At 54.8% G+C, this 20,346-nt stretch carries 22 protein-coding genes and 1 pseudogene; 11 read left to right on the top strand and 12 right to left on the bottom strand.

The features are described from left to right. Positions 1–61: 61 nt before the first annotated feature. From ACR3EM_RS21620 to ACR3EM_RS21635, 4 genes are all read left to right on the top strand, one after another. Positions 62–499 (top strand): thiosulfate oxidation carrier protein SoxY, encoded by a 438-nt coding sequence (locus ACR3EM_RS21620; RefSeq protein WP_480473047.1) that lies wholly within the window; start codon positions 62–64, stop codon positions 497–499. 15 nt (positions 500–514) lie between these two features. Then, a complete protein-coding gene (gene soxZ, locus ACR3EM_RS21625; RefSeq protein WP_480473049.1) occupies positions 515–844 on the top strand; it encodes a thiosulfate oxidation carrier complex protein SoxZ in 330 nt (109 codons plus the stop codon). Positions 845–922: 78 nt separating this feature from the next. Next, complete coding sequence (locus tag ACR3EM_RS21630) at positions 923–1,246, top strand: c-type cytochrome (RefSeq protein WP_480473051.1); 324 nt, start codon at positions 923–925, stop codon at positions 1,244–1,246. A gap of 24 nt (positions 1,247–1,270) precedes the next feature. Then, positions 1,271–2,539 (top strand): FCSD flavin-binding domain-containing protein, encoded by a 1,269-nt coding sequence (locus tag ACR3EM_RS21635; protein WP_480473053.1) that lies wholly within the window; start codon positions 1,271–1,273, stop codon positions 2,537–2,539. A gap of 62 nt (positions 2,540–2,601) precedes the next feature. Here ACR3EM_RS21635 and ACR3EM_RS21640 read toward each other — a convergent pair whose 3' ends face one another. Continuing rightward, positions 2,602–2,763: a hypothetical protein gene (locus tag ACR3EM_RS21640; protein WP_480473349.1), complete on the bottom strand. Its 162-nt coding sequence runs from the start codon at positions 2,761–2,763 to the stop codon at positions 2,602–2,604. A gap of 235 nt (positions 2,764–2,998) precedes the next feature. Here ACR3EM_RS21640 and ACR3EM_RS21645 point away from each other — a divergent pair, with 235 nt between their 5' ends. After that, a complete protein-coding gene (locus ACR3EM_RS21645) occupies positions 2,999–3,640 on the top strand; it encodes an IS6 family transposase (RefSeq protein WP_480473336.1) in 642 nt (213 codons plus the stop codon). Positions 3,641–4,003: 363 nt separating this feature from the next. On the opposite strand, the gene ACR3EM_RS21650 is transcribed toward ACR3EM_RS21645, so the two are convergent. Next, positions 4,004–4,972, bottom strand: coding sequence for a DMT family transporter (locus ACR3EM_RS21650; protein WP_480473055.1), 969 nt, complete (start codon positions 4,970–4,972; stop codon positions 4,004–4,006). A gap of 9 nt (positions 4,973–4,981) precedes the next feature. After that, the gene (locus ACR3EM_RS21655; protein ID WP_480473057.1) at positions 4,982–5,596 is read right to left on the bottom strand and encodes a nitroreductase family protein; all 615 of its coding nucleotides are present in this window, start codon (positions 5,594–5,596) and stop codon (positions 4,982–4,984) included. Between the two features lie 156 nt (positions 5,597–5,752). On the opposite strand from ACR3EM_RS21655, the gene ACR3EM_RS21660 reads away from it, so the two are divergent. Then, positions 5,753–6,634 carry a LysR family transcriptional regulator gene (locus ACR3EM_RS21660; RefSeq protein WP_480473059.1) on the top strand — a complete coding sequence of 294 codons (882 nt, stop codon included), beginning with the start codon at positions 5,753–5,755 and terminating at the stop codon, positions 6,632–6,634. 162 nt (positions 6,635–6,796) lie between these two features. On the opposite strand, the gene ACR3EM_RS21665 is transcribed toward ACR3EM_RS21660, so the two are convergent. The 3 genes and pseudogenes from ACR3EM_RS21665 to ACR3EM_RS21675 all read right to left on the bottom strand — a co-directional run. Then, positions 6,797–7,420: a LysE family translocator gene (locus ACR3EM_RS21665; protein ID WP_480473061.1), complete on the bottom strand. Its 624-nt coding sequence runs from the start codon at positions 7,418–7,420 to the stop codon at positions 6,797–6,799. Positions 7,421–7,526: 106 nt separating this feature from the next. Next, a complete protein-coding gene (locus ACR3EM_RS21670) occupies positions 7,527–7,952 on the bottom strand; it encodes a hypothetical protein (RefSeq protein WP_480473063.1) in 426 nt (141 codons plus the stop codon). Positions 7,953–7,976: 24 nt separating this feature from the next. After that, a pseudogene (locus ACR3EM_RS21675) lies at positions 7,977–8,171 on the bottom strand (TetR/AcrR family transcriptional regulator); the annotation flags it as partial. Between the two features lie 182 nt (positions 8,172–8,353). Between ACR3EM_RS21675 and ACR3EM_RS21680 the strand changes: the two are divergent. Beyond that, on the top strand, positions 8,354–8,752 hold the full coding sequence (locus ACR3EM_RS21680) for a hypothetical protein (protein ID WP_480473065.1): 399 nt from the start codon (positions 8,354–8,356) through the stop codon (positions 8,750–8,752). A gap of 201 nt (positions 8,753–8,953) precedes the next feature. Beyond that, the gene (locus ACR3EM_RS21685; protein ID WP_480473067.1) at positions 8,954–9,718 is read left to right on the top strand and encodes an SDR family oxidoreductase; all 765 of its coding nucleotides are present in this window, start codon (positions 8,954–8,956) and stop codon (positions 9,716–9,718) included. Between the two features lie 225 nt (positions 9,719–9,943). Here ACR3EM_RS21685 and ACR3EM_RS21690 read toward each other — a convergent pair whose 3' ends face one another. Further along, positions 9,944–10,558 (bottom strand): LysE family translocator, encoded by a 615-nt coding sequence (locus ACR3EM_RS21690; protein WP_480473069.1) that lies wholly within the window; start codon positions 10,556–10,558, stop codon positions 9,944–9,946. Positions 10,559–10,859: 301 nt separating this feature from the next. Here ACR3EM_RS21690 and ACR3EM_RS21695 point away from each other — a divergent pair, with 301 nt between their 5' ends. Continuing rightward, positions 10,860–11,639, top strand: a complete 780-nt coding sequence (locus tag ACR3EM_RS21695) for a VOC family protein (RefSeq protein ID WP_480473071.1) — start codon at positions 10,860–10,862, stop codon at positions 11,637–11,639. Positions 11,640–12,370: 731 nt separating this feature from the next. On the opposite strand, the gene ACR3EM_RS21700 is transcribed toward ACR3EM_RS21695, so the two are convergent. Together ACR3EM_RS21700 and ACR3EM_RS21705 are read right to left on the bottom strand one after the other, a co-directional pair. Further along, entirely contained in the window at positions 12,371–13,462 is a 1,092-nt protein-coding gene (locus ACR3EM_RS21700) for an aminomethyl transferase family protein (protein WP_480473073.1), read from the bottom strand. 12 nt (positions 13,463–13,474) lie between these two features. Continuing rightward, entirely contained in the window at positions 13,475–15,028 is a 1,554-nt protein-coding gene (locus tag ACR3EM_RS21705; protein ID WP_480473075.1) for a trimethylamine methyltransferase family protein, read from the bottom strand. A 116-nt stretch (positions 15,029–15,144) separates the two neighbouring features. On the opposite strand from ACR3EM_RS21705, the gene ACR3EM_RS21710 reads away from it, so the two are divergent. Both ACR3EM_RS21710 and ACR3EM_RS21715 read left to right on the top strand, forming a co-directional pair. Next, the gene (locus ACR3EM_RS21710) at positions 15,145–16,017 is read left to right on the top strand and encodes a LysR substrate-binding domain-containing protein (protein WP_480473077.1); all 873 of its coding nucleotides are present in this window, start codon (positions 15,145–15,147) and stop codon (positions 16,015–16,017) included. 72 nt (positions 16,018–16,089) lie between these two features. Beyond that, positions 16,090–16,629: a dihydrofolate reductase family protein gene (locus ACR3EM_RS21715; protein ID WP_480473079.1), complete on the top strand. Its 540-nt coding sequence runs from the start codon at positions 16,090–16,092 to the stop codon at positions 16,627–16,629. A gap of 425 nt (positions 16,630–17,054) precedes the next feature. Here ACR3EM_RS21715 and ACR3EM_RS21720 read toward each other — a convergent pair whose 3' ends face one another. Genes ACR3EM_RS21720 through ACR3EM_RS21730 form a run of 3 tightly spaced genes read right to left on the bottom strand, consistent with a single transcriptional unit; the run spans position 17,055 to position 20,346 of the window. Further along, on the bottom strand, positions 17,055–17,525 hold the full coding sequence (locus ACR3EM_RS21720) for a hypothetical protein (RefSeq protein ID WP_480473081.1): 471 nt from the start codon (positions 17,523–17,525) through the stop codon (positions 17,055–17,057). Between the two features lie 53 nt (positions 17,526–17,578). Next, complete coding sequence (locus ACR3EM_RS21725; protein WP_480473083.1) at positions 17,579–19,978, bottom strand: trimethylamine N-oxide demethylase; 2,400 nt, start codon at positions 19,976–19,978, stop codon at positions 17,579–17,581. Further along, positions 19,975–20,346, bottom strand: coding sequence for a cupin domain-containing protein (locus ACR3EM_RS21730; protein WP_480473085.1), 372 nt, complete (start codon positions 20,344–20,346; stop codon positions 19,975–19,977). The genes ACR3EM_RS21725 and ACR3EM_RS21730 overlap by 4 nt, the downstream gene beginning before the upstream one ends.

Consider the following 20,346-nt stretch of genomic DNA (forward strand, 5'->3'; position numbering starts at 1 on the left):
ATGTAGGGGCAGAGCGGCGTCAGGGCTAATATCTCTGACGTATCAGACAGAAAGGCCCGCCATGACCCTGACCCGGCGCGACGCGATGCAGGTAAGCCTTTGGGCTTTGCTGTGCCTTGCTGAACCGGTCAGGGCGCAACAGATGGTCGCTGTGCCGGCTTCTGCAACGCTGGAGGACCTTATCGCAGCTTTTGCAGGCGACGGGCCGATTGAGGACAACGGCGTGGTCCTGACCTTGCCCGCTGTCGCCGAAGACGGCTATCGGGTTTCCGTTTCCATCGACGCGCTCGGCGCGCAGGATGTTCTGCTGGTTGCACCCGGCAACCCGGTTCTGCCGGTGCTCAAGGCCACGTTCGGCCCTCTGGCGGGGTCCCAGACGATTTCAACCCGGATGCGTCTGGCCCAGACACAGGACGTTCTGGCCCTTGCGCGTATGCCGGATGGCGATGTGCACCGTGGCCATCAACCGGTCTCGGTCGTCGTTGGCGGTTGCGCCTGAGCGCGGGAGGGGACCATGGCGTCAGGTGTCAAAACCCGCATAAAACTGCCCAAAGCGGCCCGGGCGGGCGAGGTAATTACGATCAAGACACTGATCACCCACCGTATGGAATCCGGCCAACGTGTCGACCCGGATGGCGACCCCATTCCGCGTTCGATCATTCATCGGTTCCTGTGCACGTTCGAAGGCGAAACCGTTATCGACCTTGAGATCGGGCCCGGCATTTCGACAAACCCGTTCTTCGAGTTTCAGGCCCTCGTTCCCGGCCCGGGTGTGTTTACCTTCGCTTGGTATGACGACGATGGCGCGATCTACACCGACAACCGCGCAATCACGGTGGTTTAGAAATGCCGACGAAAGTGTCGGTTCTGATAAAGGCCTGAATTTGCAAGCGTTGGGTGTTGCTGGGGTTTTGGGATGGAGATGAAATACCTCAACCTGCTTATCTGCGGATCTGTTCTGCATTTGCCCGGTCTTGCTGTATTGGCCGAGGGCACAGTCGCGGCGGGGGAGGCCGATCTGGAATTGGGCGCGTATCTGTCGGCGGAATGCGTGACCTGCCATCAGAACACCGGGCAAACCGATGGAATTCCGAAGATTTCGGGGATGAACCCGAAGGACTTCGTGGCGGCCATGCTGGCCTACAAACAGGACGAACGCGAGCATCCCATCATGCAGATGATGGCCGGGCGGCTGAGCAACGACGAAATAGCGGCGCTGGCCGCGTATTTTGGAGCGATTGATTAACGACGCAGAGTGGGAGGGAGACCAATGACATTGGATCGGCGTAAATTTCTGGGCACTGGTGTCGCCGCCACGGGCGTATTGTCGGCCCCTGCCGTGCTGTCAGAGGGCAGCGGAAAGCCCCGCGTGGTTGTGATCGGCGGCGGGGCCGGCGGTGCAACTGCGGCGCGCTATATCGCCAAAGACAGCGAAGGTGCGATTTCGGTCACGCTGATCGAGCCTTCGAAGGTCTATTTCAGCTGTTTCTTTTCCAACCTTTATATCGGCGGCCTGAACGCGATCGACGATATCGGTCACACCTACGGGGCGCTTGCCGCCAATTACGGGATCAACGTGATCCATGACTGGGCCATCGGTGTGGATCGCGCCGAAAAAACAGTGGCGCTGGCCGGGCGCGCGGTTCTTCCCTACGACAAGCTGATCATCGCTCCGGGCATTGATTTTGTTGAAGGCGCAGTGGAAGGATGGGATGTTTCTGCGCAGAACAGGATGCCTCATGCTTATAAGGCGGGATCGCAGTCCGAGCTTTTGCGCGCGCAGATTGAAAACATGCCCCAAGGCGGCATTTACGCAATGGTCGCGCCGCCCAATCCCTACCGTTGTCCGCCCGGACCGTATGAGCGTATTTCGATGGTGGCCCATGTGCTGAAAACCATCAACCCCAGCGCCAAGATCGTTATTGCGGACCCAAAACCGAAATTCTCGAAAATGGCGTTGTTCGAAGAGGGCTGGGCCACGCATTATCCGGGCATGATCGACTGGATCGGAGAAGATTTCGGCGGCGGTAATGTCTCGGTCGATCCGGACCAGATGACACTGACGATTGATGGCGAAGAAATTGCCGTGAACGTCTGCAACGTCATCCCCGCGATGAAAGCAGGGCATATCGCCGAACTCGCAGGCGTGACCGAGGGCAGATGGGCCCCGGTGAACGCGGCTGATATGTCATCAAAGCTTGATCCGGATGTTTATGTTCTGGGCGATGCCAGCCAACAGGGCGACATGCCGAAATCCGGGTTTTCGGCAAATTCGCAGGCGAAGGTGTGCGCCAATGCGGCCCGCGGGGCTTTGACCGGCTCACGGGTTTTTCCGCCCCGCTACGCCAACACATGCTGGTCGCTGATCGCGGTCAATGACGGGGTCAAGGTAGGGGCGACCTATGAAGCGACCGAAGAGAAAATAGCACGCGTCGATGGCTTCATCAGTCAAACCGGAGAATCTGCCGAAACACGTCAGTTAACGTACGAGGAATCGGTTAACTGGTATGCTGCGATCTCAGAGGACATGTTTCACTAGCTGGCTTTGTCGCAGAATTTCGACCCTTTTCAATCGTGTAGGGATGCGATATTGGGGCGCAATCACAGGGCGGGGGTCTGGCGGAAGCGGTCCCCTTTCTGAATGACTTCGATCTTGTAGCCATCGGGATCGGTGGCGAAGAAGAACCGGGCGACAAGCGCTCCTCCGGGGGCGAAGTCGACAAGGTCGCAGACGTAATGTTCCTTTGATGGGTTCTGTCGCAAGGTTCTCGTGCAATATTTTGCGAAAATGAACTGTTTACACGATTGCTGTGGAGCTAAGCGGCCAGTTCTGCCAATTGGCGAAACGGACAGACTCCGGGCATGAACTGACGGCTCTGTTGCAAACTTTTGACTGTTGACGCCCATAAGTGCGTCGAGTGAATGGAAATCGAAATAATGAAGTCGAAAGTTTGTTTTTATGATCTCTTTCAAAGGCGCGCGGTAACCGAAAGATGTAATCCTCTTCGCTGTGTTCTTCTATGTCCGATACGGTGTGTCATATCGCGATCTAGAAGAGATCATGCATGAGCGAGGCGTTGCAGTGGATCACACGACGCTGAATCGCTGGGTGACGCGGTATGCAGGCGCAATCGCTGAAGCGGCGCGTCGTCGAAAGGGACCGTGCGACCGCTCCTGGAGAATGGACGAGACTTACATCAAGGTGAAAGGCAATTGGGTCTATCTCTATCGGGCCGTCGACAAGCAAGGCAAGACGCTTGATTTTATGCTTTCCCAGCGTCGAAACAAACCCGCGGCCACCATGTTCTTCGCCCGAATGCTGGAGGTCAACGGCCTTCCGAGAAAGATTGTCATCGACAAAAGTGGAGCTAACACCGCTGGCCTCAAAGCCATCAACAAGATGCTGAAAGGTTTTGGTTGCCCGGTCCCAATTGAAATGGTCAGGCGGAAATACTTGAACAACATCGTGGAACAGGACCATCGTTTCATCAAAAGACGAACCCGCCCGATGCTCGGCTTCAAGTCTTTTGCTTCGGCATCAGCGACTCTGGCGGGCATCGAGGTTGCGCACATGATCCGTAAAGGTCAGTTCACGCCCGGACTCCGTCCGTTTCGTCAATTCGCAGAACTGGCTGCCTAACTTTGGTATAATCGCCAAGACAATTTGGCGCGTTCAGAACTTTGCAACAGAGCCCCAATCAGGGCTGTCGCAATTGCGATCCAGATCAAAACAGCTGGGTCGAACAGAGTATAGGGCTCGAAAGTTGCGACCTGAGGGCTATTGGGATCAACAAACCATCGGACATGCGCTTGTGCCGCCATCGGGGCCATCAGCAGGCCCAATAACCCAACAAAGCCAAATGTTGGGAAATTTGGTTTCTTCCGGTCAGGACAGGTCGGACACTGGTGGGCGGGCCGCTGGATCGTGGCAAAAAGACGATGTTGAACACTTGGCATTTCGCGATCCTTTCGTTTCCCAGGAAAGCAGTTGATTTCGATTGGCTTAACTCGGCGCGGCAGGCCGAATGTCCCGTCTCATATACCCGAACCATCGGGTGAAGTCCGACTGGAGGATGACTGTAGCTGCGATCGCCATCAATATACCAGGCCAGGTTGCCAGGGGTGGCAGGGTATTTCCCGCAAACAATCCGATCACAAGCACCAAAGTCGGATTGAGGAATGTGTAGGACATCACACGGGTTGGGCCGATTTGCGTTGTGCTCCACTGAAATAGGAAAAAAGTTACAATAGTGGTAAAGACGGACAAATAGGTGATACCTGCCAGTGTGCCGATCGGTATCTCTGCCCAGGACACACTGCCAAGACTGGGCAATGACACTAACAAAAGCCAGATCGATCCAGTGGCCAATATCCAGAAGGTCATCCGGGCCATAGGCTCGCCATTGTGCAGGACTTTGACTAGTGTGGTATATCCAGCGAGCGCAATTGTGCCTGCAAGAAACAGGAGATCTCCCGCTCCGGTTTCAAGTGCCATAAATGCGGAGAGATCACCCCGGAAAATCACCCAAATTGCGCCAATCGCGCCGAGGGGAAGCGCAATTCGTGCGCTTCGTGTTATCCGTTCTCGCAACAGGATCGTTGTGATGCCTGCGGTAATGACGGGACTTATCGAAAAGATTGCCGCCGTGTTCAGCGGTGTAGTCATTTTCAGAGATGCAAACATGCACCAAAAGAACGTGACCAGCAGAAGGCTGAGCAGACTGTAGCGCAATAGGTCGCGCAGGCTGGGACGGACGATGCCGAAGCGCCACGCCACCAGCGGAGCGAATAGCAGTGTCGCAAGGGCGAACCGCACAAAGGTCAGCACAACACTATCCAGACTGTCTGTGATGGCGGAAACTACCGGAAACGACGTGGCCACCAAGAACGTCGCTACCAGCATCAAGCCGTGGACATGCAGATCAGCTCTGACTACCGTTGGTTTAACTAATGCGTTTGGGTCGAATGACATAGCAACCTCCTATTCTGCTGCGAATGCGGTAAAGCTGGCGGGGTAGGGGCCAGGGTAGGAGATCTGCTCAAGCGGGTACCGGTTGCTCGGCACCTCGCGCACACGCAGATCGTGCGGAAGGCGACTGGTCTCGGCGGCACGGCCGATAGTGATCCCGACCTCAAGTCGAAACCGGTCTGGCAAACCCAAAACTGTGGTCGCGTGTTCAAAATCGAGGCCCGCCATGGCATGGGCGGCATATCCGAGAGCAGTTGCCTGAAGCGCGATTTGCATCCAGGCGGACCCAGCATCGAAGCTGTGGTATTTCGAGATCATCTCGGGCCGATTTTCTTCGGCGGGCATCACCTTGTCCGAGATCAGAAAGATCAGTGCCGACGCAGATCCGGCCCATTGCCGGTTTTCTGCGTCCAGCACCGACAGGAAATCCGTCCAATGTTTGTCGGTGCGATGGGCATACAGAAATCGCCAGGGCTGGACGTTGAATGCCGAGGGTGCCCAACGGCCTGCTTCAAGGATGGTCAGAAGATCGGCATTGGGCATGGGTTTTGCTTCATATGCGCGTGGGGACCAGCGATCCAGGAAGAGCGGTTCGATTGGATGGTGGGCGGTTCTGAATGTTTGCATTTCGGGACTCCTAGTCATCTACTCGGACGTTCTGTCCTGCCGTGGATGCGTGGCCAAAATCGCCTACGCAGCTTGATGCCCTATGAAATACAGTGATGCATGAAAGTAGAGAATACGGCTATCGATGAACTCTTACTTCACTTACAGTAAATAATCATGGACCGTATGACCGCCCTTACCGTGTTTCGAACCGTGGTCGAGCTTGGCAGTTTCGCAGCTGCGGCGCGCAAGCTGAACTTGTCCCCTGCTTCGATCAGTAAGAATGTCGTTGAGTTGGAGGGGCATCTTTCGGCGCGTCTGATCAATCGCACGACCCGACGCATGAGTCTGACCGAGGCCGGCACGCTGTATTTCGAGCGTGTCGTGCAAGTCCTGGATGATTTGAATGAGGCCGACGCAACACTTCAGGCCATTCAGGATACGCCATCGGGCGTTTTGCGTGTGAGCGCACCAGTTACGGTGACGCTGATCGGCCTGTCGGAAAAAATCCCGAAGTTTCTCAACCGATATCCCGAACTGACGCTGGACCTGAGGTTGGATGACCGGCGGGTCAACCTGGTTGAAGAAGGGTTTGATATTGCCCTGCGCGGGAGTGACGATCTTGAAGATTCGGGACTGATTGCGCGAAAGCTGATGATCATGGATCACGTCGTCTGCGCGGCACCATCTTACTTCGAACAGCACGGTCGTCTAACCCGGCCCGAGGATCTGGCGCTGCACAATTGCGTCCAGTTCACCTTGTCGGACCATGCCGTTCAATGGACTTTCATACAGGGCAGGCGAACTGTCAAAGTCCCCGTTCGGGGCCGCTACAAGGTGTCCTCCAGCCTTGCGGTCCGGGATGCTTTGCGTGCCGGGTTCGGTCTGAGTCTTGTTCCACGTATGTATGTCGCTGAAGATCTGGCCGCAGGAAGGCTGTGCACGGCTCTGGAAGACTGGACGCCGAACGAGACGGGCCTTTACGCTGTCTACCCGTCCCGACGCTACGTGATGTCGAAGGTTCGGGTGTTTCTCGATTTTCTTGTTGAAGAACTTTAGGGATAGATGCGCCCGCATCTGGACGGCCTTCTTTTGGTCGTATCCCAATGGTCTTCGTGATTGCAGCGAATGGCCGCAAAGCGGGCTACAGGCGTTATAGTTGGCGACAGATCGCACCTATCAGTTTTCTAACCGCGTCTCTAATAACCCATAGACTTATGGCTACTTCGACGCTGATGCGAGCGCCGCTCCTATTCCGACAAACGCGCCACCGGTGATCCTGTTGAACCACCGTCCGCTTCGGGCAAGCCAGGGCGCAATGCGCTGCGCAAATCCTGCCAGTAGAAGCTCATAGACAACCTCAACGAGTACGAACGTTCCGCCAAATACAGCGAGCTGTAGCAGGAAGGGCGATCCCGCGACCATGAACTGTGGAAGGAACGCAGCAAAGAACAAGAGGCCCTTTGGGTTAGAAACGGCGACGAGGAATCCCTGCTGGAACATCCTGTAGGTTCCAAGATCATTCGTTCTTGTCAAACTGGTCGCTGCACCAAAATCGGGGGGTGCGGAGCGCCAAACCCGAATACCAAGATAGACGAGATATGCGGCACCGATCCATTTTGCGACGAGAAAAGCGCGCTCCGATGCAGCGAGCAAGGTGCCAAAGCCAGCCAGAGAAATTGCGATCAGAAGGAAGAACCCAAGCGCTCCGCCCAAAACGGTGGAAACAGTCGGGCGGAAGCCATAGCAGGCCCCATGTGTCAGCGACAACAACCCATTTGGACCAGGGGTCAGGGACAATCCAACCGCAGCAGCCAAATAAACCAGCCATAGTTCGTACGTCATTTCATGCCTCCAAATCCGCCAAAGTGTCCTTGTTCTAACCAATCGACTCGCGCAACCGGTGTCCTTGGCGTTTGATTCACCAATACACGCTGGAATGTGCCTGAGTTCATTTTTCGTCCTCTCGCTTGAGCAAGCCCCGCAAAAAAATTCTTGCATGGTCTTGCTTGAATTTTTCCACATTCATGGGATCAATTTCGCTGAAAATCAGGCTCCAGATACCTGCAAATATTGCTGGCGCAATAATGGTTCGCGGATCCAAAGCTGAAGCCTGTTGGCTGAGCACGCCACTCTCCACCCCGGCGCTGATCAGGCGGCGCAAGGTCGCTTCACCTTTTGAAAAAATCTCACGATGGTAGAAGGCAACAATGTCTGAGTGATTGTGACCTTCGGCCACCATGACCTTAAAAATGTAGCGCGCGTCACCCGCGACAAGCTGATCGTATAACCGGTCGATGACCTTCTCAAAGAGTTCCTCATAGGGCCCTTCAAACTCGACGATAGCCTGAGCCGCTTCGTCAAGTGCGCGTTCCATGGTGTCGCGCGCCACTGACTCAAAGATGTCCATCTTGGAATTGAAGTATAGATATACCGTTGTCCGGGAAATCCCGGCACGACGCGCAATTCCCTGAAAAGTGCTCCCCGCAAGACCCTTTTCACGAAGTTCTTCCAGTGCAGCCTGGCATATCTCACCGGGTCGGTGCTCTTTCCGACGACGGTGCTTGGTTTTTGCTGTGTGTTCCGAAATCTCAATTACCTCCTATTGCCAACTACAAGTTACTGACGTAAGTGTCATTAAAAATCTGAACAGCGTGTATTGTCGTCAATTTGGGCTAGCTGGAACTTCCAGGATGCCCGGAGTTGCATCACGCAATCAGTGCAGCAGGGCATGGTGAGGTCTTTGGCTTTGTCATCCCTCTAGGTAGGAAACGAATTATGTCGGTTCTCAACATTCAACGCATGCTTGCGGGTGTTTTTCTGGGACTGGGTGGTTGGGCACTGATCTTCCCCGGTACTGTCGAGCAGCTTGTTTTCAAACCAAATTACTTTGTGGGTAACGAAACGAGCCGACTATTGTTGGCGTGCTTTGGTGCACAAGCTGTTCTGGCAGGCACCATCATGGCCCTTGCGCGGTTTACGCCTACCACCTTCCTGGTATTTGGATTGGTGGGCTCGATCCCGTTCTTCATCTTCAACTATTATTTTGTCTTTGTAGTTGAGATGTTCACCCATTGGATGCTGCTCGACTTTGTTGGCAACGTGTCGATTTTTGCCTTGTGTATGTATGGATACTGGAAGTCGCTACAGGAGGTGCGCCGGTCCCACTCACACTGATCTGACCTAATGGTATCGGGGATTTCGACGAGCCACTTAGGAGACCAAATACCTATCGAGATGTGCTGAAAGCATGAGTGCAATCGAGTGCAGCATGACGATGAGCCTGGAATACTGGTAGTCTGGAGCAGGCGCGCCTGACCGGCCTAAGTACAAATGATCGGAAGAAACATGCCCAGATTGCACAGTAAGACAGCCATTGTGACAGGTGGTGCGCGCGGCATTGGAGCCGCAATTGCTCGTGCTTTTTGTGACGAGGGAGCGAAGGTCATCCTGACCGACAAGGACGTCGATCTTGGTCAAAAGACGGCCGAAGAAATAGGCGCGGAGTTCGCAAAACTGGACGTGTCTTCCGAGATGGACTGGGAGGCTATCGAAGCACAAATTCCAGTTCTGGATGTGCTTGTGAACAACGCGGGTATCACCGGATTTGAAGGATCCTTAGACGGACAACCTCCTGCACATGATCCCGAGAACGCAACACTTTCAGACTGGCGAGCGGTTCATGCGACCAACAGTGACGGGACGTTTCTAGGATGCCGTTACGCTATTCGCGCCATGCGCCCAGCGAAAACCGGATCTATCATCAATATCTCTTCACGCTCTGGCATCATCGGTGTGCCTATGGCGGCAGCATATGCCGCTTCAAAGGCTGCTATCCGAAATCACACGAAATCGGTCGCACTGTATTGTGCAAGTCAGGGCCTTGCCATCCGCTGCAATTCTATCCATCCGGCGGCAATCAAGACGCCAATGTGGGAGCCACTGTTAGGCGAAGGTGCAGACCGCGCAAAACGAGAAGCAGCAATCGTTGCTGATACTCCGATGCGGCGATTTGGAGAAGCGTCAGAAGTAGCTGCACTGGCTGTTATGCTTGCATCCGACGAAGCCCCTTACATGACCGGAGCTGAGCTTAACATTGATGGAGGTATCCTTGCAGGGTCTGTGGCCATTCCTGACGAGTGAAGGCAGGAAGGAGTTAGCGCAATCGAGCGGTAATCTGGACTTTTTTAGCACGGAGGCGCAGGTGGGCTTTGGTATTGCTGCGACGGATAGGCATGCTGGCAGCTAGACCAGTGTCCGGTTCGGATCACCAACAAGCGCTGACCAGCGAAGCAGAGAATGACACCTCTGAACCCATGCTAATCTCTAGACAAGGCAAAGCAACTGACTTCTGTTCCAAAGATTCGTTTACCGATCAACACGGGCCAAAGCGAGACCGATACCCGACCCAACAAAAAGAACACCAGTTAGCCTGTGACGCCATCGTCCGAGCTTAACTATTGCAGGTCGCGCCATCTGCGCAGAAGCGGCCCACACAAGATCACCGAGCATGATGATGGCTACATAGATCACGGCGGTAAAAAGCAAAGCAGAAGAACCTGATCCGATAGCCACAAACTGAGGCAGGAATGCCGCGTTGAATATTAAGGTCTTTGGATTGATCGTGGCGAGTAGGAGACCCTGCCAGAAGAGTGCTGTCAGCGGCTCACGGCTGGCACTTTGTTTATCCAGGTCCGCGACGCCCTGACACCATACGGTCACGCCGAGATAGACCAGATAAGCCACTCCGATCCATTTCAGCCAAAGAAATGCGAAAGCAGCAAACTCAAGGAGCGCGGCCAGTCCAAGGACGACGATTAAAAGCTGCAAAGCCACGCCAATAGTTGTGCCAAACACTGTCATTGCGCCGAAGCGAAATCCGTAAGCCAGTGTGTTTGCAACAATCAATGCTACGTTCGGCCCAGGAATAGCGACCAGGAGAGCGGTAGCTCCAACCAGTGCGAATATCAGACTCGGCTCCATCGAACATTCCTTGTTTGAGAGCAGCTTTAGCGGTCATTATCCAATGGCCAACTTCAACCCGAAAAGCTGGAACTGCAAAGCACGGAATATTAGGCTTGGATCGGGTCGCGAGCAACAAAGAACACAAAAAGCGGCGAAGGGCTGTTGAAGGTTAATCCCACAGAAAGCCAGGCCGCAGTGAATGGGGGCTTTCCATTAGTAGCATGGGTTTCAGAAACACGCGATCACGGCTGTTGACTTGGGTCAAATCGACCGCAGGCCAGTACTGTATTATTTGCGGGGATCATAGGAGCTCACCGCCATGACATGTAACCAGGTCGGCCGATTCGTTTGGCATGATCTCTTCACGGGCGACCGATCACGCTCAATGGACTTCTATCGAGACCTTGCCTCCTGGAGCTTTTTGACCGAGCACGCGATGGATTTTGCCTGGGGCGGCGGAGAGAAGGACTTTGTGCTCGCCTTAGCACAAGAAGAGGTTGGCGCAGGCATTGCCGAGACACCGCAACACTACGACGACGGGTGGATCGCCTATGTAGAGGTCGAAGATGTAGATCAATCCGCGTCGTCAGTTGAGAAACTCGGTGGAACCGTTGAGAGACCGCCATTCGAAGTGCCGGGCGTTGGTCGCAACTGTCTTTTGAGGGACCCTTTAGGAGCCTTGGTTGGTATCTGCCAGTCCCGACACTCCTATCCGGTGCAGGAGCGGCAATTTGGAATAGACGGGTATCTATCGAGTTCCGCAGATTTCCCTGGTGAATTCTATTCGGAGTTGTTCGGATGGGTTTCCGGGTACGACAGCGAACTACAACGAACAACCACCATTTCGCTACTGTCCGGCGATGAAATTGCCGAGCAGTTGCGCGGGTTGCCTCAGGAACAAGAAGATGCCTACTGGATTCCGAGCATCAAAGTTGAAGATGTCACCGCCGCCTGTCGTGACGTGGAACGATTGGGTGGAAAACTGGCCAAGATCGACACGAATGATCCGGATCACACACGCTGTCGGGTCTTTTACGATCCGAATGGTGCGCTATTCTTTCTTGTTAACGCATCACTCCGGACACGGAACGATCATTAAGAGCAAGGGCTGAAAGCTACCCTTGCTTGATCGATTCCTTAAAAAGGGAACCTATGGTGCGAAGGAGGCGGGTGTTCAGCCTCCGGTGGAAGGCCGACGTCCTTCCTCAGGTGAGCCGGCAGCTCGGCTTTTCTGAATAGAACAGGCTGTTCTGCGCTTGGTCGCCGGGCGAAGATAGCCGCTAGCCTTAGTAGGAGGCCACGCGACCGGTTGATTGGAATGTAAAGTGATAAGCTTGGCATTGTTCTCTCCATGAAATGTTGGAAAGCCGCCACATGAGGAAAACACAAAAAAAGGCCGCTCACGAGGCGGCCTTCAGATCGGAAACCTGTCAGACCGCTTTAACGGGCTACTGCGCCTGCCGCGCGAAGCATTGAGGTCTGACAATTCAGCATATCTGATCTCTCCTGTATCAGGGTTTCCGGTTCGTCCAGTTACCAGAGGAGCGGTCTTAATTCAACAACCCATACATGTATTGGTCGAATTCCGCCTGGTTGGGAGAACGTACTTTCGTTCGGAGTAAACCACGCATTGCTCTGTTTGCATCCAGTGGCGACGGCGGCGACATTTGTCATTCTTCAAATTCTGCGTTCGCAGCGAATGGCATGTGTTGATTGCAAGCGCCGCAGTTTGACTAAAAGTAATGGGTTGGTTTGCGCCGACGGACGACATTGGCACTAATTAGGAACGGCCCTCATGGGCCGGCTCTACAGCAACTAGCAACGATCCCTTTATTCGCGGGTGCGCAGTTTCTGTGGATCGTAGATAGGGCTTGCTGCGATGGTTGCTTTTGTGTTCAGGCCGTCGCCTGAGACTGCCAGTGTTGTTCCAACGGCCAGTCCTGGAACAACATGCGCAAGTGCAAGGGATTTTCCCATTCGGTGTGAATAGCAGGGGCTGTTGATCACGCCGACAGGTTCACCATCCAGTGACAGCGTTTCACCACCGGCCACAATGTCGGGGTGATTTATATCCAGGCACACATTGTTTACTTTTTCGGCCCCTTTTGCCGCCACGACGGCCGCTTTTCCGCGATAATCGGCCTTGGTTGTGCTGACGGTGAAGCCGAGGCCGACCTCCCATGGGGTATTCTCTGCGGTCATGTCATAGCCGTAAAACAACAGCCCGGCTTCGATACGTACTTTGTCCAGAGCAGTAAAGGAACATGGCATGACGCCCTCCTGCACGAGCTTGTCCCAGATACCCGTTATCACTGTCCCTTCCGCGAAAATCTCGTAGCCGCGTTCGCCGGAGTAACCCGTGCGCGAGATGCGGCAGGGATAACCAAATAGTTTCGCAGGCGCGTGTTCGAAATAAGCCAGTTCGGCCAGGTCGATATCCGTGTGGGCATTCAGGATCTCCAGAGAAGCAGGCCCCTGCACTGAAAGGTCATGCAGATCGTCGGTAAAGTCGATCTGAACGTCACGCCCTGCCGCCGAGGCTTCCAGCAGCGCCATGGTATCGCCGGAGCCGTGCACGATCATCCATTCGTTGCCACCATTGTTCGACACGATCGCATCGTCGGCGATCCCGCCGTCATCGTTCAGAACGCACAGGTAGACAGCATTGCCCGGTCCGACTTTGGTCAGATCGCGCGTGGTCAGATGATCCAGCACCACCTGGGCATCGAGGCCTCGAACGAACACTTTCTTCAGGGGAGACATGTCGAACATACCGGCCCGTTCTCGGACCGCATTGTGCTCATCATTGGGATTGGTGTTATAGGTCCAGGCCGTACCCATGCCGTTCCAGTCCTCCAACCCGGAGCCAAGCGCGGTGTGGCGCGATGCAAGGGCGGATGTGCGGCTAAGTTCTTCGGTCATGGGTCTTCCTTTCTAGTACCATTCGTCCGGCATCCGTGCTTTGCGTTCAGACACGAAGTCTTCAAGCGTTGCTTTTGTGCTGGGGTTCATGTCGGGCTGTTGATAGTCGTCCAACATCTGGCGCCACCGCGTCTTGGCGCGTTGGTCTGACGTGAGCGCGCCGTTCTCCGTCCAGGTCTCGAAAGGGCCGGCATCCGGGATTTGCGGTTCAAAATTCGCCGATCTGTAGTGGCGCAGCGTGTGGCTGGTGGAGAGGAAATTCTCGCCCGGGCCGGTTTCGAGATAGGCATCGCGGCCAAAGGCTTCATCGCCCGTGTCAAAACCCTGCAACAGTTTCAGCATCGCGCCGCAGTGATCTACGTCCATGATGAACTTCTCGTAGGACATGACCAATCCACCTTCGAGCCAGCCCGCCGCATGCCAGACTTGATGCGCGCCGGACAGAAGGGTGGACCACATGGCCCCCGTACTGTCCTGCATCGCTTGCCCGTCCGGAGCGTTGGACGCGGTGATTTGCCCGCCGCCCGAGCGCACCGGAACGCCAAGTCTATGCCCCAGTTGCGACAGCGCCATGGTGACCATGTTGGCTTCCGCCGACCCAAAGGTCAGCGCGCCCGTGCGCAGGTTCATGCTGGAATGAAACGACCCCATGACCACCGGGCACCCGGGCCGGACAAGCTGTGCCAGGGCGATGCCGACCATGGCTTCGGCGAGCGTTTGGGCTGCCACTGCCGCAGGAGAGAGCGGCCCCATGGCCCCAGCGAAAATCGCTGGAGAGACGCACGCGCATTGGTTTGCTTTGGCATAGATGCGGAGCGCGGAGGACATGGTGTCATCGAACACCAGCGGAGAGTTGACGTTGATATTGGCCTGCATCACGGCGTTGCGTTCCATAAAGTCGCGTCCAAAGACCAACCGCGCCATGTCGATGCTGTCTTGTGCGCGTTCTGGCGCAGTGACGGACCCCATAAAAGGTTTGGTCGTCAGGGTGAGGTGCGCCAGCAACATGTCCAAATGCCGCTTATTCACGGGCACATCCGTTGGTTCGACCACCGTGCCGCCGGAATGATGCAGGGCAGGGGAACTGTATGTGAGTTTTACAAAGTTGTGGAAGTCTTCGAGCGTCGCGTATCGCCTTCCATTGCTCAGATCGCTAACAAAGGGAGACCCGTAACCCGGCATCAGAACAATATTGTCGCCACCAAGGGTCACGGTTCTGGCCGGATCCCGGCTGTGCAATTTGAACTCCAACGGGGCCGTTGAGCAAAGTGCGCGCGCATGTCCGGGCTCAAACCTGACTCGCTCACCATCGACTTGGGCACCGGACGCGGCAAACAATTCGAGCGCCACATGATCGCCCCGGAATTCGACGCCTATCTTTGTAAGAATCCAATCCGCCTGGTCTTCGATCCTTGCCAAGGCCGCGTCATTTAGCAATTCGTATGCAGGTATCTTTCGCGTCGAGAACGGAGCGCCTGGAGAAATCGTGTCACCACATGAGGGTCGATCACGACGGAAGCGGCTGCGGCGCACTGCCGGTTTCGAGATGTCCGTGGTGGTGTTCAAAGCACCCAAACGCGAAACTCCGTTTCATTTGTTCCCTGAAATGATTGGCGTTTTTTGCCCAGTTGGAAATCGAAATTTTCTGGCCATCGCGTTCAAAAATTTTGTACTAGTTTGGTATGCGCCGACACTTTCGCCATCATGACCTGCTTAGGTTGTTCGCCGAGATTGCCCGGCATTCCAGTTTCTCAGACGCTGCCGCAGCGCTGAACATGACCAAGGGTGCGATTAGCTATCAGATCAAGACGCTTGAAGCTGATCTGGGGATGGCCCTGTTCCGCCGCACTACACGCGGCGTTACTTTGACGGATGAAGGGGTGAAGCTTCTGGCGGCTTGCCAGACCCGTTATCAGGAAATCGAAGCTGATATTCTGGAGATTAAGGGGCGCGTATCGCGATCCCTGATTGTTGGAGTGTCGACCTATTTCGCGGCGCGGTGGCTGTCCCCACGTCTGATGACCTTTATGCAACGCCACCCGGATGTGCAGCTGCGCATTCAGCCGATGATCGAATTCTCTGATCACGAGATGCCGGATGTTGATCTGGCGATCAGATGGGGAAACGGCGAGTTCAGTCACGGCAGTGTGACGCCCTTCATGCCGATGCCGCCCTATCCCGTAGGAAACGCCTCCACAGCCCAAATGGTTGAGGAATTGGGAATGGACGAGGCCATATCAAGACTCACCTTGCTCAGAGATCGCGATGACAGCAACGCCTGGTCCGATTGGCTGACCGCCGCACATCTGCCCCAGCAATCGCGGCAGGATGTGTTGATCGTTCCTGACCCCAATGTCCGGGTGCAAGCCGTCATCGACGGGCAGGGGATTGCCTTGATGGATGACCTTGTGTCGGCTGATTTGGAGGCCCAACGGCTATTCCGGTTGTCCGAAATTGAGCTGCCCAACTACGGGTACTTTCTGGTTAAGCCGAACGGTACCGTTGCAACGGAGGCCGTGGCTGCATTCTCGGCCTGGCTGAGAGTCCAATCCTGACCACATTCGACTTGAACGTCACTGACTCTATATTTGTACACCAGATAAATTAAGTCTCGCGGAGAAACCGATATGACAACCGGACACATCATGATGGCCATGAGCCTCGACGGTTTCGTTGCAAGAAAAGACCATTCGCTCGATTGGCTGAACAAGCAGCGCTCTGAAAACGAAGACCACGGGTTCATCAAGTTTATGAACAGCGTGGATACTCTTGTTATGGGGACCGGATCACTGCGAACTGTCCTTGGATTTGATGAATGGCCATATGAGAAACCTGTCGTGGTACTCAGCCGGTCCATGACGAAACAGGACATACCTGAGCATCTACACGACAAAATTGAGTTCTCCACTGCTAGCCCCGAAGAGTTATGGGGGATATTTCACCAGCGCGGTTACAAACGCGTATATGTCGATGGCGGTGCGATCATTCGGTCGTTCCTTCAGGCCGGATTTGTACAAGACATGAAGATAACTGTGGTTCCTATACTACTGGGCGATGGCATTCGCACTTTCGGTGAAATGAACGGCGATGTTGATCTTGAACTGATCTCTGCCACTACCTTTCCATCGGGTATGGTCGATCTGGTTTACGAAGTGAAAAGTGCATGACCAAAACACCGACTGTCGGGTGACCAAAAGTCAGAGGAACGTCTGTCGAAACAGCTTATCCTGCAAACTGCCCTGCCCATTGTTCAAAAGCAGGGAGCCGATGCGCTTTCGTTTCGGCTATTGGCGGGTAAGCTAAAGGTCACGCCGATGGCGGTAGCTTACCATTCTTGCAGCAAGCGTAAGCTGCTGGCCGACCTGGTTGAATTAGCCTTTGCGAACACGCTTCAGGGCATCGTTGACGAAGGAGCAAGCGCGAAAGCGCGGAGCATATTAAGTGCCTACTATCTTCGGGCCATGTAGAAAGCGAACCTGCTGGGCGCAGTTCTGGATGATATCACTCTCATCAGCAAAGACCTGATGGACGCCACAGTTAAACTGCGGGCGTGCACGCAGGAAATCGACGATGGTGACGAGAACGATGTACTTTATTTGTGGTTTACAAAACCCATTCCAACTAAAGTTTGGTTTTGCTGGCTCTTGTCCTTCTTCGACACGCGGTATGTGCCCCGCTCTGTGATCAGTTCCCGAAAGTTGTAGCTGTCGGGGTGGTTCGCAGGGTCGGAAACTGAAGGGCTACTACCTTCGCGACAACTTATGACTTCAAGCCAAGCGTCGCGAAAAAATAGGTCAGCGCTATCGTTTCGATACGAAAATGACCAAAAGCATGAAATGCCCCTGGTGCCAACCAAGCCCACAAAGGTTTCACAGATTGCGCCTTCGGGAGCGGCAGCAGTGGTTTCGTAGCTTTCCAGCATAGTAATCCGATCACATTCGTCCGCCAAACCGGGTGTTGAACACAACGCCAGTAAAGCGACCATGGTGATTTGAAAGAACGGCAATCTGAAAATGCCCGTTTTGGACAGAATCTCAAAGTCGAATGACGAGTACTTTCTCAAGGCTGGCAAAGATCGGACATGATGAACTCGAATGTCGTCACCGTACTTAGCTGCTATTCTGCAGCGTCCGGAACCGTCGCCTCTGCGTATATACCTTTCACACGTTCCTTTGTCGGATCAAAATGCGGGAATGGAACGATCTTGGCTTTCAACCGTTTTTGCTGCCCGTCCAACTGCCCAATTTCAATGTCTGACCCAATGGTGGCATGGGTAACCGAAACCCGGCCCAATGCGATTACTTTGCCAAGAACGGGTGATTTCATTGCGCTGGTAATCTCGCCAACCTGCGCTTTTCCAACGCGCACGCAATCGCCCGGCGAGGGAACAGTGCCGCCTTCGATCTCGAAACCAACCAGTTTGCGGTGCGGGTGTGTCTTGCGTTCCTCGATCGCAGCCCGTCCAATGAAATCGTCGGTTTTTGACTTCAGCGGTACAGTAAAGCCAATGCCTGCCTCAAACGGGTCCGTCTGATCGTCGAATTCCGACCCAGCAAAGATCAATCCACCTTCGATCCGCAACATGTCGAGTGCCGCAAGCCCGAGCGGTGCGATGCCATATTTCTCACCGACGTCCCAAACGCGATCAAAGATTTCCGACGCGTCTTTGGGGTGGCAGAAGATTTCGTATCCAAGTTCACCGGAATAACCGGTCCGGGATATAACCACTGACGTCCCCTGCACATCGCCCACACGTGCGACAGTAAACCGGAACCATAGCAGTTCTTCGATCGTTGGTTGCTGAGGTGGCGTCCAGAAGATCTTGGAAAGAATGTCGCGGCCGTGACGCCCCTGCACCGCGATGTTGTGCAACTGGTCCGTCGAGTTACGCACCCAGACATTCATATTGCGTTTGAGCGCCTGTTCCTGCAGCCACAATCCGCTGGTGTCATTCCCGCCAATCCAGCGAAAGTTTGTTTCACCCAAACGATAGACGGTGCCATCGTCAATCATCCCGCCGTGTTCATAGCACATGGCCGTATAGACGACCTGACCAACACTCAGCTTTTTCATGTTGCGAGTCACACAAAGTTGCATCAGCTCTTCTGCGTCAGGCCCGACAACCTCGTATTTCCGCAGGGGGCTTAGGTCCATGACCGCGACCTTGTCCCGACAGGCCCAGTATTCAGCAATGGCACCATGATTGGTCATCGTGTTGGGCAGCCAATAGCCATTGTATTCTATGAAATCACGGGAGTGCCGTGCAAAGCAGTCGTGAAATGCTGTTTTCTTGGTTTCTTCCACATCCGCCTCCGCAGATTTTCTGTAGCCATAGGATCGCTTGAAATCCTCGGTCGCCTTGTAGGTTCGCACCTGAATATCTGTTGGATTCCAACCATTTGCCGGATCAATGTCGCAGGGGCAGCCGGTGCTGACGCAGACCAGATCCGTCAGTGCGCGCAGCAGCACGAAATCACCGGGCCGCGACCACGGGTCATCCATGCCTATTGCGTTGGTCTCGTCCAGCATTGTGTTGAAGAAGAAGTTGATCGCCGGCCAACCTCCGCGCGGCTTGATACCATACTGATCCAGATCCTTGTTGATATTGTCCGAACAATTCACGTGACCGGGATAGCCAAGGTCTTCGTAATACCGCGCGGTACAGGCAAGGCCGAACGTGTCGTGCCGTCCGCATGTATCCTGCACGATCTCAACCAGCGGTTCCTGATCCACTGACCAGTATTTCGAGAATATACCTGGTTGCGGATACAAGCTGCCCATCAGGCTGCGCGTTGTGGTGGGATCAATCTCGCGTTCGATCCCCTGATCTAATGCACGACGGCTGAACGCCTGAAAGTCTGAGCATTCGCGGCCCCTGATATCCACGATCTGGATGAACTCTCCGGCTTTGACCTCATAAGATTTGGCATTGCCAGGCTGAATGTTGATGTCTCTGAGAGGGTCGGCCAACGGATCGGGCGGGCCCACGTCCGGTTTTTCCAAGCCGGGAGCGGCACGCTGAATGTACAGGATAATGTCGGTCGGTGGGTTGTTGTCTTCCGGTCGCATCGCTTCACCGGGGGCAGAGACGATCAGAAGACCGTCGCATTCCGCCACGAAGTGCGCCATGTCACCGGGGCGTGATCCATCCGAGAAAGCCCTGATCGCATCCCCGCGTCCGATGTCGAAACCTGCAACCTCTAAGGCGCGCAACACTTTCTTGCCCGAAGCCGAGCCATTCGCCAGAGTTGCAATCAGCCCTTCTGGTCGACCGTGCCCCTGCACGCCAAGCATGGCAGCGTCCGAGCTTCGATCGGGGGCAAAGAATACCATCTCGGACGGTTGCATCCCATCGCGATCCAGCAAAGTGATCTTGTCGCCCTTCGACACCGGAACCGCACGCGACCCGGCTCCAGGGACGGGATGGCGTTCCGTTCCATGAGGCAGGATCGGAAGGCCGGGGGCCAGAACCCCGCTGCGTTCATACGGTACCTCAAAAACCGGCTTCACATTCATATTACACCTTCCTGAATGGATTCGGTTGCACCGCGGTGCGTCACCACCAAAAGGCATCCCGATTTGGTGTGTGAAAAATGGCTGGAACCTGCGGCAAGACTTACGAAGTCACCGCTGCGATAGCTGAATCCATCGTGATCGGTCAGGTCACCCTCAAGGACAAAGAACTCTTCCGGGCCATGATGGACATGCGGGTTCGAGCGCGTGCCTGGCTCCATTTTCATCAGATAGCTGCCTTGCCCGGTATCCTGGTCAAAGCTGACATTCTTCCACCAAACTTGTTCGTCGGGCAGGTCTGTCATCTGCATCCTGACAAAGCCGTTGTCGTCGAAACGGGCAACACTGCGTCTGTTTTTTAGCTGTGCCAT

This window comes from Ruegeria sp. AH3 (assembly GCF_056536265.1).